The following is a 13218-nucleotide window of genomic DNA, read 5'->3' as shown; positions in this document are numbered from 1 at the left end:
GTATACCACATGCTCTTGCCGGACAAAAGATGCGGGGGAACCCCATTACATGGCTCCCCCGCAGGTATGAGTCGATTCTAGCCTTTTCGCTTCGTGGACAGAAGTCAGGCTTCCGGCAGGGGGTAGGCCCCCTCCCAGAGGACCCGACGGTAGTTCTCCGGGTCCGTGTCCCCCTCGGTGCTGAAGCAGAGCACCGTGGAATCGGGACCCAGGTTCAGGGCGGCCCGAAGGGGGGCGTAGGCCTCCCGGGTCTGGAGGAGGTAGAGAAGCCCCGGCCCCACCGCCCCGGACTCCCCGGAGAGCACCGCCGGGTCCCCGGGAAGGGGGTGGGCCAGAAGGCGCATCCCCAGGGCGGCCACGTGATCGCGGCAACGGAAGAAGGCGGTGCCCAGGTCCTGAAGGATGGGCCAGACCTGGGGGTTGGGCTCCCCGCAGGAGAGCCCCGCCATGATGGAGGTCAGGTCCCCCTCCGTGGGGTGGGGCCTCCCGTCCCCCGCCTCGGCGGAGACGAAGAGACAGTCCGCCCGGTCCGGCTCCACCAGCAGGAACCGGGGCAGGGGCCTGCACCGTTGGGCCAGGTAGCCTGCCGCGGAGGCGGCCATGGTGCCCACCCCCGCCTGGAGGAACACGTGGGTGGGGGCCTCCACCCCCTCCAGGGCCAACTGGTCCGCCGCCTCGTCGGCCATGGTGAGGTAGCCCTGGAGAACCCAGGAGGGGATCTCCTCGTACCCATCCCAGGCGGTGTCCTGCACCACCACCCAGCCCCGGTCCTTGGCGATCTTCCGAGCCTGGCGCACCGCGTCGTCGTAGGTAAGCTCCGTGACGATGGCCTCCGCCCCGGTGGCCTCGATGGCGGCGACGCGGCTTCGGGCGGTGCCCCGGGGTAGGAAGATCACCGCGTGGTAGCCCAGGGTCCGGGCCGCCCAGGCCACACCGCGTCCGTGGTTGCCGTCCGTGGCGGTGGCGAAGGTGAGGGACCCGGCCCTCTCCCGCACCCCTTCGGACTGAAGCAGGGGGAAGGTCAGGTCTTCCTCCGGGATCCCCAGCCTCTGCCCGAGAATTCGGGCGATGGCGTAGGAGCCCCCCAGGACCTTGAAGGCGTTGAGTCCGAAGCGGGGGGATTCGTCCTTCACGAACAGACGGGCCACCCCCAATCGGGCCGCCAGCCCGTCCAGGCTCGCCAGGGGGGTAGCTCGGTAGCCCGGCAGGGTGCGATGGAAGCGGCGCACCCGTTGCGCTTCCCGAAGCCCCAGGGGAGCCGGGAGGATTTCTCCTCCCGGGGTACGCACCAGGGCGTCCAGGTCCGGCCCGGAGAAGCGTCGCGTCTCTTCGTTCATGGTCTTCCCTCCTTCTTTCCGTTCCCGTTCCACGGTAAACACCTCAAGCGCAGGCCTTCTGCGCCCAATCTGCCGCTTCGGCGAAGATGCGGTCCACCGCAGGGGTGGGGCAAATCCAGGCCCGAAGTCCCTCCAGAAGGCGTCGATCCAGCAGGCGCCGGAGCGCCGGGGGAAAGTGCATGTCGTACACCCAACACGCCTGGACCAGGAGCAGATCCGCCAGATTGCGCACCATACCGTAGTCCGCGGTGTGCTCCTCCAGCAGAACCCCCACCAGGGCTTCGGAGGGGGGCCCCTCCAGGTCCGTGAGCCGCGGGATCAGCTGTCGGATGCGTCCCGCCTCCAGGTGCTCCCGAATGACCCGATACACGTCCACCTTGTCCGCATCCCGGATGAGCCGGGCAAAGGGCAGAAGCTCCGGGTCCAGGTCCGCGGGAAGACGTCGCTTGTTGTGCCAGCGGATCGCCGGGGGGATCACCCTCAGCCAGGTCTGGGACAGCAGGTCGGCGAAGTGCTCCCGCACCAGGGTTGCCCCCAGGTCGCCGTGATCCACCGAGACCCGATCGTTGAAGGTGCCATGTCGGGCGTACTGCTCGAAGCGACCCAGGTCGTGGAGCAGCCCCAGGCCCCGGGCGCAGGCCACCCGGTCCGCCTCCCATCCCAGGTCGGAGGCGATGCCCTCCGCCTCCCGGGAGACGCGGAAGCAGTGGCGGTACTTCAGATCGTGGAGCTCCTTCAGGGCTCCGCCCTCCCGGAACCGGTCCACCTGGGCGTCGAACCGCTCCCGAAGGGCCTCGAAGACCTCCTTCATCGCCCCGCCTCCATCAGGTCGTCCAGATGCGGGGGGCGGTAGTGGGACCCCTTGAGGACCTTGCCGTCCTCCCGGACCGTCGGGCGGCCCTGGGGGTCCCGCTTGGTGAGGTTGCTCTCGTGAACCCGCAGGAAGGCCTCCTCCAGGGGCAGACCGAAGGTGACGGCGTACCCCGTGACCACGTACTGAAGATCCGCCAGTTCCTTGAGCAGCGCCCCGGCGCGGGAGGGGTCCGGCGATTCCTGGTAGGCCTGGACCGCCTCCTCCAGTTCTTCCAGCTCCTCCCGCAGCAGCCCCAGACGCAGGGCCTGGAGCCCCCGGTCGGTCAGGGAACCGTCCACAGGCAAACCCATGGCCTGGTGGAAGTCCTCCACCAGGCTTCGGAAACCATCGGTCATGGCGCGCAACCTCCTCGAAAAAAGCAAGGGAACACCTTCCCGTCCCCTTCCATCGTATATATTATCATTGCGGGACTCCGCGTCCCAAGGAGAATTCCATGGTCGAAAGAACGCCCCGCCTTGAAGGCCTCCGATCCCCGGGCCTTTCCCCCCCGGAGACCCCATGCCGAAGGAGAGCGCGTTCCAAAGGATCGCCCCAGGGGGTCCTTTCCCCCGGGGGGTTCGCCGCCCCTTCGAGGGGCGAGGCAAGCGCCTATCACGGGCTTCAGACAACCGGATCCAGCCACCGAGAAGGAGGCGAAGGCATGAGCAGGGTTCCGTCGAACATCTTCCGGGAATACGACATCCGAGGCCTCGCGGAGGAGGAACTGACTCCCGAGGTGGTGCGCCTCATCGGGCAGGCCTACGGCACCTTCCTGAGATCCCAGGGGATCTCCCGCATGTCCGTGGGAGGGGACGTGCGCCTCTCCACGGAGCGCATCAAGGCCAACATCATCGAGGGGGCGGAGGCGGCGGGGATCGACGTCATCGACATCGGCACCGTGGCCACCCCCTGCTTCTACTGGAGCCTCCACCACTTCGCCCTGGACGGGGGCGTCATGGTGACGGGCAGCCACAACCCCAAGGAGTTCAACGGACTGAAGCTGGCCTTCGGCAAGGTCACCCTCTACGGCGACGAGATCCAGGAGATCCGGCGCATCATCGACGAGGGACGCATCGCTTCGGCGGACCGCCCGGGTACCCTGGAACACCAGGACATCCGGGGGGCCTACCTGGACATGCTGGTCTCCCGGATCGCCCTGGGACCCCGCAAGCCCGTGGTGGTGCTGGACTCGGGCAACGGCACGGGGGGGGCCTTCGCCCCGGAGTTCGTGCGTCGTCTGGGCTGCCGGGTGGTGGACCTGTACAGCGAGGCGGACGGCACCTTCCCCAACCACCACCCGGACCCCACCAAGCGGGAGAACCTCCCCGCCCTCATCGAGACGGTGCGCCGGGAGGGAGCGGACCTGGGCATCGGCTTCGACGGGGACTCGGACCGCATCGGGGTGGTGGACGACCGGGGGGAGGTCATCTGGGGAGATCGGCTGATGCTCCTGTACTGGACGGAGATTCTCCCCAAGCACCCGGGGGCGGAGGTGATCGTGGAGGTGAAAAGCTCCATGGCCCTGCCCGACGAGGTGCGCCGCATGGGAGGCCGCCCCCTGTGGTGGAAGTCCGGGCACTCCCTCATCAAGGCCAAGATGAAGGAGATCGGGGCCCTCTTCACCGGGGAGGTGTCGGGGCACATGTTCTTCGCCGACGAGTTCTACGGCTTCGACGACGCCTTCTACGCCGCGGGACGGCTGCTGCGCATCCTCTCCCACACGGACAAGAAGCTGTCGGAGCTGATGGCGGACATCCCCCTCTACCCCAGCACGGCGGAGACCCGCATCGACTGCCCCGACGACGTGAAGTTCCAGGTGGTGGACCGCATCCGGGAGGAAGCCCTGAAGACCCACGAGGCCATCACCGTGGACGGGGTGCGGATCCTCTACCCCGGGGGGTGGGGCCTCATCCGGCCCTCCAACACCCAGCCGGTCCTGGTGGCCCGGTGCGAGGGGAAGACCGAGGAGGACCTGAAGGCCATCGCCGGGGACGTGAAAGACAGGATCCTGTCGGCGGGGGTCCAGGACTTCCAGTGGGAATACTAGTACGGCAGCGGTTTTTTCGCGAAGGACAACGAGAAACGGCAAAAAGGGCGGGAAGCGCAAGCTTCCCGCCCTTTTCTTTCCCCTATCCCGACGCCATGGACCATGGTGCGCTTTGATAATGCCACCATTCCAGCCTATCATCTTGTCATAGGGCTAGGAGGAAGGGAAGAAGCCAGCAACAGGGCGAACCTCTTCGCCCCAGGGTCGGGTGGCCGGTCCTTGAGGGCAACAACCGTTCCGGGAAAAGAGCCAGCAGTTCGACGCAGACTTTTGCGCCGCAGGACACGAACGGAAACGGGTAAGGGCACCGGACAGGACCACCGCAACGGCTAGGCGCACCACAGCTCCACGCAACGGCACCAGGCAGCGGATCCGAAAGCAAAGCAGGTGGTACCCATAGGAAAAGAAGCGGCAGCAGGCAACCCGGACCGGCCGTCCGACCCATCTACCGCTTCCGCAACCGGGACCACCGGAGAGGGGGAACGTCCACCGAAAACATGGGAAATCGACCGAGGAACCCCCAATTCAAAACGGACCACGAGCCGGTAATCAAGCCGGAAAGCGACCCGGAAGGGCCGCCGGGAGAAAGCGGATACCCCTGACGCTTTCTCCCTTTTTTATGCCCTTCCCCCGCCGGAACCTTGCCCTTCCCCCCCAGAGCCTCCAACCTGTCCCATTGGGTAAGATACATACCTTCGTGAAACAGTACAGGTCATGGTGAGGTCAAACGCCTTCCCCGAGGACCTGGAAGGCCTGATGGGCGAGACGGTCCGTCTCTTCGCGCCTTTCGCGCGGAAATCGCGCGAAAGGCGCGTCCTTCGTCCGTCTCTTCGGCCACACGACCCCCTTGGAGACGATCCGCAGCACCCTGACCGGGGCGGGTTACGATCTGGCCGGTTCCTGTGATTTTCTGGAGGGGCAGAGCTTCACCCTGTGGAGGAACGCCATCCCGGGCCGCTGAGCCCCTCCCTTCTTCCGTCCCTAGACCCGCTGGTAGACCAGCCCTTCGGGGGCTTCCTGGACCTGCACCTCCCCCGCGTCCAGAAGATCCGAGAGCAGGGCGGAGACGGAGGCCCGGTGGAGGACCTCCGCCACCAGGTCGTTTTTCCTTCCCCGCGCCGCCGTCAGGGCTCCCACGATGCCGTCCCGGGTCCGGAGGCGGCACAGGTCCCGAACCTCCTCCCGGAGGGACGAAAGCACCCGGCGGTTGGCCTCCGCCAGGGGGCGCACGTCCCGCACCGGTTCCCCGTGGGAGGGGACGAAGAGGCGCGCTTCCAGGGCCTCCAGGCGGTCCAGGGTCTCCAGGGACTGGCGGTAGTCCACGAAGAAGGGCACCCCGTGCTTGGCCAGGATCTCCTCCCCCAGGACGCTGTCCCCCACGAAGGCCACCCCGTCGGGGGTCACCGCCCCCGCCATGGCCACCATATGCCCCTTCAGGTCCAGTGCCCTCAGGCACCCCCCCACCACGTCCCCCGGGTCGAAAGGGTCCGTTACCCGGGAGGGCGGGGCCTGGAGGAACTTGGTCCTCAGGGCCTTTGGGGGGAAGGCCCCCCAGAGGGTGAAGGGCTCCAGGTCCGGCCGTTCCACCAGCGCCGCCTCTCCCCGGGGGGCGGCCACCCGGCAGCCCTTGCGCCGCTGGAGGAAGGCGTTGCCCCCGATGTGGTCCGCGTGGGAGTGGGTGCAGAGGATCCCTTCCAGGATCCACCCCTCACCCTCCAGGGCACGCAAGACCCGACGGCCGGAGCTGTCGTCTCCGCCGCTGTCCACCCCCCAGGCCCGGCCCTTCCGTTCGTAGAGCCCCAGGTTCACCGCCCCGGGGAGGATCCAGGTATTTCCCTCCAACCGCTCCATCTCCCGTGCCGCCACGACGTCGCCTCCCCCTCTTCTCGTTCCGGGTCCCAAGGGCTTCCCTTCCCGTTATACTGCTAGGATAACCGATTCCCGGAGGTTCCCATGGCTCGAAGAATCCCGCTTTGGCTCCTTTTGACGCTGCTTCTGTGCGCCCTCCCCGCCCAGGGGGCCCCGAGGACCCCCCGGGCCGTCCCGGAGGAGAAGGCGTCCCCCACCCTGAAGGACCCCCGAGACCTGGGGGCCTTCGTCGACGGGTTCTTCGCCTCCCATCGCTCTTCCTGGGGGGTTCCCGGGGCGGTCTTCGTGGCGGTGGCGGACGGGAAGGTGATGCTGGCCCGGGGTTACGGGCAGGCGGACCTGGAGACGGGACGCCCCGTGGACCCGGAACGGACGGTGTTCCGGGCCGCCTCGGTGTCCAAGGTGTTCACCGCTCTGGCGACGCTTCAGCTGGCGGCGGACCGCCGGCTGGCCCTCTCGGACGACGTGAACGCCCGGCTGCGACGCTTCAAGGTGCCCGCCACCTTCCCGGAGCCGGTGCGCCTGGTGCACCTGCTGACCCACACGGGGGGGTTCGACGACCGCTGGATCGGTTCCACCGCCCCCGACGGCATCGCGGAGCTGGACTTCGCCAAGGCCCTGCCCGCCCTGATGCCCGCCCGGGTCTTCCCCCCCGGGACGGTGTACAGCTACTCCAACTTCGGGGTGGCCCTGGCGGGGGCGGTCGTGGAATCCGTCGCCCGCAGGGCCTTCTCCTCGGTGGTGCGGGATCGCATCCTCCTCCCCCTGGGGATGACCCGAAGCGGCTTCGTCCTGGACGAGGAGATGGAAAGGCATCTGGCCACGGGGTACTACACCGACGGCCCGGAGCCCTACCCGGTGACGTACGAGTACTACCAGGACGCTCCCGCCATCTCCTTCAACACCACGGGGGAGGACATGGGGCGGTTCCTCCTGGCCCTCACCGGGGAGGGGCTCCTGGGGAACCGGCGGGTCCTCCCGGCCTCCTGCGTGCGGGAGCTGCTGCGGCGGCACTACGGGGACCACCCGAGACTGGACGGCTCCGCCCTGGGATTCTACGAGCGCACCGTCAACGGCCTGCGGGGGGTGGAGCACGCCGGGGACGTGGACGGCTTCTCCAGTCTCCTCTTCCTGGTGCCGGAGAAACGCTTCGGCTTCTTCTACGCCGCCAACACGGACGACGCGGACCTGCGGGACTCCCTGGTGCACGCCCTCATGGACCGGTACTTTCCCCGCGTGCGCCCCTCCCCTCCCCCGCCGCCGGGACGGATCCTCCCCTGGGAAATCCCCTTGGCGGGAGCCTATCGGCACAACCGCTACGCCCGAAGCACCATGGAGAAGGCCTACATGATGCTGGAGGACCCTCTGGAGGTGCGGATCCTGGAGGACGGACGGGGGGAGCTGAGTTTCCCGGCGGAGTGGAACCAGGCGCCTTCCCGCTGGGTGCCCCTGGAGCCGGGGCTCTTCGTCTCGGAGGAGGACGAGGGACACCTGGCCTTCCGGACCGACGGGGAGGGGAAGGCCACCCATCTGTTCCTCCGGGACTCCTACGGGAGCTACGAACCCATCCCCCGCTGGGAGACCGCCCCCTGGCAGCGTCGGTTCCTGGGGACCTTCCTGCTTCTGGGGGTCGGGGCCCTGGGGATGACGGGGCTCCGGTGGCGCACCCGAGGTCGGACCCGCTGGTACGAGGACCCCACGGGGCTGCCCCCGGGGGTCTGGGGGCTTGCGGGGCTTTTCTGGGTCCTCCAGGGGGGGTTCCTCCTGGCCCTCTGGCTGGCGGACCGAAACCTGGGGACCCTGTTGGGGTACGGGCTGCCCCTGTGGGTGAAGGGACTCTTCCTGCTGCCCTTCGCGGCGGGGTTCCTCCTGGGGGCGGCGGTCTGGAGGGGATGCCGATCCCTGGGGGCCCCGGGGCCCTCCTGGGAGAAGGGGTTGCTGTTTGGGGAACTTCTTGGGGGGGTGGGGTTCTACTTCTTCCTGAACCAGTGGAACCTGCTGGGGTTCTGGTTCTAGACGACCCGTACCAAAAGGAGGAGGCCCGGTTCGGGTCTCCTCCTTCCGTTCGAAGGGAGTGTGCGAGGCTTCCTTCTGTGCGAGGGTGTGCGTGCGTCCCGGCGAGGGACGAAGGGTTGCGCCGCCCTTCCCGTCCCCGCAAGTGGGGTGCGGGAAGCGGGGAAGGGCTCGGTTTCTAGTTGGCCGGGGCCTTCCTCTTGAGGCTCTCCTCGAAGCGCCACCGGGCGATCTTGCCCCGAAGCTCCTGGGCCTTCTCGAAGAGGGCCTTCGCCTTGGCGGCGTCCACCTTGTCCTCCGTGAGGGCCAGGCGAAGCTGCAGGTTGGTCCGGTGCGCCTCGTTCATGAGGTTGCGGATCGCCTGGGGGACGTCCTTGCCCATCATCCGGGTTCCCTGGCCCCGCGGTTCACCCTGGGGGCCGCCGCCGAAGCCGCCTTCCCCGCAGAGGGCCGCATCTGTGCCCCCCATGCGGTGCCCCCCGCCCCAACCTCCATGGCCGTGGGCGAAGGCTGAACCCGCGAAGGCCACCAGGGCCACCACCGCGAGGATCATCACGTTCCTTCTCATCTTCATCGTCCATCCCTCCTCGTTCCGTCTCCGTCGCGACCGCTTCGTCCGCGTCGCATCATGAGGATACGTTCCCTCCCCCGAAAACCCATCGGGGGTTTCCCCGACCCCTCGTCCCGTAGAACTACCGAATCCCCCGCTCCCGGAGGAAAGGACGCCCTTCCTCTATACTGGTGCCGGATAAGAGGTACGGAGCGAATCCGCAGGAGGGGGTGAAGGGATGGGAAGCGGCGGCTGGATGCTCTTTCTGGCGACGGTCCTGGGGATCTACGCCCTGGTGGGGGCCTACCTGTTGGGGCGGTTCCGTCGGGTCCTCCTGGCCCTGGGCGTGACCTCCCCCCTCCCCATGGACCTGGCCATGGCCCTGGTGTGCGCCTACCCCGCCGGGCGACTTCTGGAACGGCTCCTGCCGGGGACCTTCTCCGCCGGGCTGATCCTGCTGGGATCCGTCGCCCTGGCCTTCGGGCTCCACGCCCTGCCCGTGGTCCTGGTCCTTCACGTCCTGAGCGGGGCGAACCGGTTCGTCCCCCTGCTTCCCGCCTGGGTGAAGCTGCGCCCGGAGCGGGCGGCGCTCCACGCCCTGCTGCTCACCCTCTTCCTGGCGGGGGGGGCCACCCTGGGGGGAGCCCTGGCGGCCCGCATGCCCGTGGTGCGCCTCCAGAGCCTGGACCTGGCGGAGACGTCCCCCGCCCGGACCCTTCGGGTCGCCGCCGCCACGGACCTCCACGCGGGCACCCTGGTGGGGCCGGGACGCATCCGGGACCTGGGGCGACGCCTGGAGGCCCTGAAGCCGGACCTGATCCTCCTGGGGGGGGATCTGCTGGACGAGGACATCCCCTCCCTCTCCCCGGAGAGGGAGACGGAGTTCCGGGAGGCCTTCCGAAGCCTCCGGGCCCCGTTGGGGACCTGGGCGGTCCTGGGAAACCACGAAATCTATCAGGGGGCGAAGAGGTCCGCCGCCTTCCTGGAATCCGCGGGGATCCGGGTGCTGGTGGACCGGTGGGCCCAGCCGGACCCGGGGCTGGTTCTGGCGGGACGCATGGACCGGGCGGGGCTTCGTTTCGCCCTGCCCCGACTGCCCCTGGATCGGATCCTGGAGGGGGCCCCGGACCTGCCGGTGCTGCTGCTGGACCACACCCCCACAGCCTCCGCCCTGGAGGAGGCGGCGGCCCGGAAGGTGGCCCTGGTGCTCTCGGGACACACCCATTACGGCCAGCTCTTTCCCTTCCAGTGGGTGGTGGCCCGCCTCTTCCCCCTGCCCCGGGGGACCCGGCGCATGGGCCCCACCACCGCGGTGGTCTCCCCGGGCTACGGCACCTGGGGGCCCCCGGTGCGCACCTCCTGTTTCCCGGAGATCCTGCTTCTGGAGGTCCGCCTGCCCGCCCTTCCCCCCCCCTCTCCCTGACGCCCCCTTTCCCATCCTCCCGAGTTGTGGCATCATGACCCCGACTTTAAGACCCCTTCGGGGCGAAAAGAGCCGGGACCTTACGGCCCATGGAGGCGAAGCGCGGCATGTTTGTGAAGATGTGCAGGGGCAAGGTCCATCGGGCCACGGTGACGGAGGCGAACCTCCACTACGTGGGCAGCATCACCCTGGGGAAGGAACTGCTGGAGGCCTCGGGGATCCTCCCGGGGGAGGCGGTGCAGGTCCTGGACGTGGACAACGGCAACCGTCTGGAGACCTACACCATCGAGGGTCCCCGGGGGACGGTCTGCCTCAACGGCCCGGCGGCCCGGCTGGTGCAGCCCGGGGATCGGGTCGTGGTCATCGCCTACGGGTGGATGGAGGAGGGGGAAGCCCGAGGCTGGAGGCCCCGGGTCGCCCTGGTGGACTCGGAGAACCGGGTGGTGGAGGTCCTTCGGGGGGAGGAACACGGTCTCTGCCGGTGAGGCGGGACGCGGGGAAGGGAGAGATGGGAATGCGGAAGGTCTCGCGAATCCAGGAGGTGCGCTCCTTCCTTCGGGAAGCCTCGGGGCGCTCCATCGGTCTGGTGCCCACCATGGGGTACCTCCACGAGGGACACCTGTCCCTCCTCCGGCGGAGCCGGAAGGAGAACGACGTCACGGCGGTATCCCTCTTTGTGAACCCCACTCAGTTCGGGCCGGGGGAGGACCTGGAGGCCTACCCCCGGGACCTGGAGCGGGACCTGGCCCTCCTGGAACGGGAAGGGGCGGACCTGGTCTTCGCCCCCCGACCGGAGGAACTCTACTTCCCCGACGCCTCCACCTGGGTGGAGGAGACCCGGCTTGCCTCGGGCCTCTGCGGCGCCTCCCGCCCCGGCCACTTCCGGGGGGTCTGTACGGTGGTGCTGAAACTGTTCCAGATCGTGGGCCCCACCCGGGCCTACTTCGGGGAGAAGGACTACCAGCAGCTCCAGGTGATCCGCCGCATGACCCGGGACCTGAACGTCCCCACCGAGGTGGTGGGGTGCCCCCTGGTCCGGGAGCCCGACGGCCTGGCCCTGAGCAGCCGCAACACCTACCTCTCCCCGGAGGAGCGGGCCTCCGCCCTCCGGCTTTCCCGGTGCATCGCCCTGGCCCGGGAGGCAGCCCGGGGTGGGCAGCGGGACGCCCGCTCCCTGAGGGAGACGGCGCGACGCCACCTGGAGGAGGACCCCCGCATCCGGGTGGATTACCTGGAGCTGGTACACCCGGAAACCCTGGAACCCCTGGAGACCCTGGACGGGGAAGGCCGCCTGATCCTGGCCGCCTGGGTGGGCAAGACCCGCCTTCTGGACAACGGGACCCTGTGCCCGGAGGCGGGACGATGAAGGACCGGATGACCCTGCCCCGGCTTCGGGAGATGAAGGTCCGGGGGGATCGGATCGTGATGCACACCGCCTACAACGCCTGGCAGATGGCCCTGGTGGAGGGGGCGGGGGCGGACGTGGTGCTGGTGGGGGACTCCGTGGGGATGGTGGAACACGGCCTGGACTCCACGGTCCCCGTGACCCTGGAGATGATGCTCCTCCACTGCGCCGCCGTGACCCGTCGCCGGACCCGGGCCCTGGTGGTGGGGGATCTGCCCTTCCTCTCCTACGAGGTGGACGACCGGGAGGCGGTGCGCAACGCCGGGCGCCTGGTGAAGGAGGCGGGGGTGGACGCGGTGAAGCTGGAGGGCGGGACCTCCCGGGAGGCCACCATCCGGACCCTGGTGACCGCAGGCATCCCGGTGGTGGGGCACGTGGGACTGACCCCCCAGACGGCGGTGCAGCTCGGGGGGTTCCGGGTGCAGGGCAAGGACGCGGGGCGGGCCCGGCAGATCCTGGAGGACGCGGAGGCGGTGCAGCGGGCGGGGGCCTGCATGGTGGTGCTGGAGTGCGTCCCCTCCCCCCTGGCGGAGCTCATCACCCGGCGCCTGGAGATCCCCACCATCGGCATCGGGGCGGGGGGAGGCTGCGACGGGCAGGTTCTGGTGTTCCACGACATTCTGGGGATCTTCCGGGACTTCACCCCCAAGTTCGTCCGTCGCTACGCCGAGGGGGGAACCCTCCTGGGGGAGGCCCTGCAGAGCTACACCCGGGAGGTCCGCTCCGGCGCGTTCCCCGGGGAAGAACACGGCTTCTCCCTGGACCCGGAGGTCCTGAGGGAGCTGCCGTCGTGAAGACCCTGGTGGCGGGTCTGGGGGCCCTGGGGGGACGCCTGGCGGCGGCCTTCCTGCTCCGGGGACTGCCCCTTCGGGGCTTCCAGCGCCCCGGGACCACCCTGGAGAACCTTCGGAACCGGGGGCTTCGCTACCGGGACGGGGAGGGCACCCTTCGGACCTTCGCCCTGGAGGTCCGGGAGGACCCCGAAGCTCTAGGGGCGGACCCGGCGGACCTGGTCCTCCTGACGGTCAAGGCGACCCAGACCCGGGGGGCGGCGGAATCCATCGCCCGCTTCCTGAAGGAGGACGGGCTGGTCCTGTCCCTGCAGAACGGCCTGGGCAACGGGGAGGTCCTGGGGGAGATCCTGGGACCCCGCCGGGTGGCCCTGGGGACCTGCACCTACGGGGCGCACAGGGACGCGGAGGGGACGGTCCTCTGGGGCGGAGAGGGACAGATCCGCTTCGGCCCCCTCCGGGAAGGGCGAGACCTGAGGGAGGTGGAGGAAACCCTCCAGGCCGCGGGACTCGATGCCCGGGTGGCACCGGACCTGCCCCGGACCCTTTGGGAGAAGGTCCTGCTCAACGCCTCGGTGAACCCCGTATCCGCCCTGCTGGGCTGCCCCAACGAGGCGCTTCTGGAGCACCCCGCAAGCCTCCGGCTGATGAGGAACCTGCTTCGGGAGGGCCTTGCGGCGGCAAGGGCGGAGGGAATCCCCCTGGAGGAGGAACCCCTCTGGGAGCGGATCCTTTCGGTGCTCCGGGCCACCGCCTCCAACCGGACCTCCATGCTCCAGGACCGGGAGGCGGGAAAACGCACCGAGACGGACGCCCTGGGCGGGGCCCTGCTGGAACGGGGGCAACGCCACGGACTGGATCTCCCCGCCACGGAGGCCCTCCACCTGCTTCTCTCGGCCCTGGACGGCCGGCAAGAAAGGAAGGATTGAC

The 13218-nt window shown here is 69.1% G+C and carries 12 protein-coding genes; 7 read left to right on the top strand and 5 right to left on the bottom strand.

The window, feature by feature from the left end:
• Positions 1 to 104: 104 nt before the first annotated feature.
• Genes APAU_RS02595 through APAU_RS02585 form a run of 3 tightly spaced genes read right to left on the bottom strand, consistent with a single transcriptional unit; the run spans position 105 to position 2546 of the window.
• Complete coding sequence (locus tag APAU_RS02595; protein ID WP_006300112.1) at positions 105 to 1337, bottom strand: diaminopropionate ammonia-lyase; 1233 nt, start codon at positions 1335 to 1337, stop codon at positions 105 to 107.
• 43 nt (positions 1338 to 1380) lie between these two features.
• Positions 1381 to 2148 (bottom strand): HD domain-containing protein, encoded by a 768-nt coding sequence (locus tag APAU_RS02590; RefSeq protein WP_006300111.1) that lies wholly within the window; start codon positions 2146 to 2148, stop codon positions 1381 to 1383.
• On the bottom strand, positions 2145 to 2546 hold the full coding sequence (locus APAU_RS02585) for a nucleoside triphosphate pyrophosphohydrolase family protein (protein WP_006300110.1): 402 nt from the start codon (positions 2544 to 2546) through the stop codon (positions 2145 to 2147). Before APAU_RS02585 ends, APAU_RS02590 begins: the two co-directional genes overlap by 4 nt.
• Positions 2547 to 2851: 305 nt before the next feature.
• Between APAU_RS02585 and APAU_RS02580 the strand changes: the two genes are divergently transcribed.
• Positions 2852 to 4237, top strand: coding sequence for a phosphomannomutase/phosphoglucomutase (locus APAU_RS02580; RefSeq protein ID WP_006300109.1), 1386 nt, complete (start codon positions 2852 to 2854; stop codon positions 4235 to 4237).
• Between the two features lie 981 nt (positions 4238 to 5218).
• On the opposite strand, the gene APAU_RS02575 is transcribed toward APAU_RS02580, so the two are convergent.
• Complete coding sequence (locus APAU_RS02575) at positions 5219 to 6103, bottom strand: MBL fold metallo-hydrolase (protein WP_006300108.1); 885 nt, start codon at positions 6101 to 6103, stop codon at positions 5219 to 5221.
• A gap of 117 nt (positions 6104 to 6220) precedes the next feature.
• Between APAU_RS02575 and APAU_RS02570 the strand changes: the two genes are divergently transcribed.
• Positions 6221 to 8122 carry a serine hydrolase domain-containing protein gene (locus tag APAU_RS02570; RefSeq protein WP_198004027.1) on the top strand — a complete coding sequence of 634 codons (1902 nt, stop codon included), beginning with the start codon at positions 6221 to 6223 and terminating at the stop codon, positions 8120 to 8122.
• A gap of 175 nt (positions 8123 to 8297) precedes the next feature.
• On the opposite strand, the gene APAU_RS02565 is transcribed toward APAU_RS02570, so the two are convergent.
• Positions 8298 to 8693 carry a hypothetical protein gene (locus APAU_RS02565; RefSeq protein ID WP_006300106.1) on the bottom strand — a complete coding sequence of 132 codons (396 nt, stop codon included), beginning with the start codon at positions 8691 to 8693 and terminating at the stop codon, positions 8298 to 8300.
• Positions 8694 to 8907: 214 nt separating this feature from the next.
• Here APAU_RS02565 and APAU_RS02560 point away from each other — a divergent pair, with 214 nt between their 5' ends.
• The 5 genes from APAU_RS02560 (at position 8908) to APAU_RS02540 (ending at position 13217) form a co-directional block, all read left to right on the top strand.
• Positions 8908 to 10092: a metallophosphoesterase gene (locus APAU_RS02560; RefSeq protein WP_006300105.1), complete on the top strand. Its 1185-nt coding sequence runs from the start codon at positions 8908 to 8910 to the stop codon at positions 10090 to 10092.
• A gap of 107 nt (positions 10093 to 10199) precedes the next feature.
• Positions 10200 to 10577, top strand: a complete 378-nt coding sequence (panD, locus tag APAU_RS02555) for an aspartate 1-decarboxylase (RefSeq protein ID WP_006300104.1) — start codon at positions 10200 to 10202, stop codon at positions 10575 to 10577.
• Between the two features lie 29 nt (positions 10578 to 10606).
• Entirely contained in the window at positions 10607 to 11458 is an 852-nt protein-coding gene (panC, locus tag APAU_RS02550) for a pantoate--beta-alanine ligase (protein WP_040345436.1), read from the top strand.
• Complete coding sequence (panB, locus tag APAU_RS02545) at positions 11455 to 12291, top strand: 3-methyl-2-oxobutanoate hydroxymethyltransferase (protein WP_006300102.1); 837 nt, start codon at positions 11455 to 11457, stop codon at positions 12289 to 12291. The genes panC and panB overlap by 4 nt, the downstream gene beginning before the upstream one ends.
• Complete coding sequence (locus tag APAU_RS02540) at positions 12288 to 13217, top strand: ketopantoate reductase family protein (RefSeq protein ID WP_006300101.1); 930 nt, start codon at positions 12288 to 12290, stop codon at positions 13215 to 13217. The genes panB and APAU_RS02540 overlap by 4 nt, the downstream gene beginning before the upstream one ends.
• Position 13218 lies beyond the last annotated feature (1 nt).

It is taken from the genome of Aminomonas paucivorans DSM 12260 (assembly GCF_000165795.1).
In the GTDB taxonomy this organism is placed as follows: Bacteria; Synergistota; Synergistia; order Synergistales; family Synergistaceae; genus Aminomonas; species Aminomonas paucivorans.
This window is presented reverse-complemented; position numbering and strand designations above follow the sequence as displayed.

Coding starts and splice junctions, on each gene's coding strand:
- APAU_RS02595 (WP_006300112.1), bottom strand. CDS start 1,337: ATGAACGAAGAGACGCGACGCTTCTCCGGGCCGGACCTGGACGCCCTG.
- APAU_RS02590 (WP_006300111.1), bottom strand. CDS start 2,148: ATGAAGGAGGTCTTCGAGGCCCTTCGGGAGCGGTTCGACGCCCAGGTG.
- APAU_RS02585 (WP_006300110.1), bottom strand. CDS start 2,546: ATGACCGATGGTTTCCGAAGCCTGGTGGAGGACTTCCACCAGGCCATG.
- APAU_RS02580 (WP_006300109.1), top strand. CDS start 2,852: ATGAGCAGGGTTCCGTCGAACATCTTCCGGGAATACGACATCCGAGGC.
- APAU_RS02565 (WP_006300106.1), bottom strand. CDS start 8,693: ATGAAGATGAGAAGGAACGTGATGATCCTCGCGGTGGTGGCCCTGGTG.
- APAU_RS02560 (WP_006300105.1), top strand. CDS start 8,908: ATGGGAAGCGGCGGCTGGATGCTCTTTCTGGCGACGGTCCTGGGGATC.
- panD (WP_006300104.1), top strand. CDS start 10,200: ATGTTTGTGAAGATGTGCAGGGGCAAGGTCCATCGGGCCACGGTGACG.
- panC (WP_040345436.1), top strand. CDS start 10,607: ATGCGGAAGGTCTCGCGAATCCAGGAGGTGCGCTCCTTCCTTCGGGAA.
- panB (WP_006300102.1), top strand. CDS start 11,455: ATGAAGGACCGGATGACCCTGCCCCGGCTTCGGGAGATGAAGGTCCGG.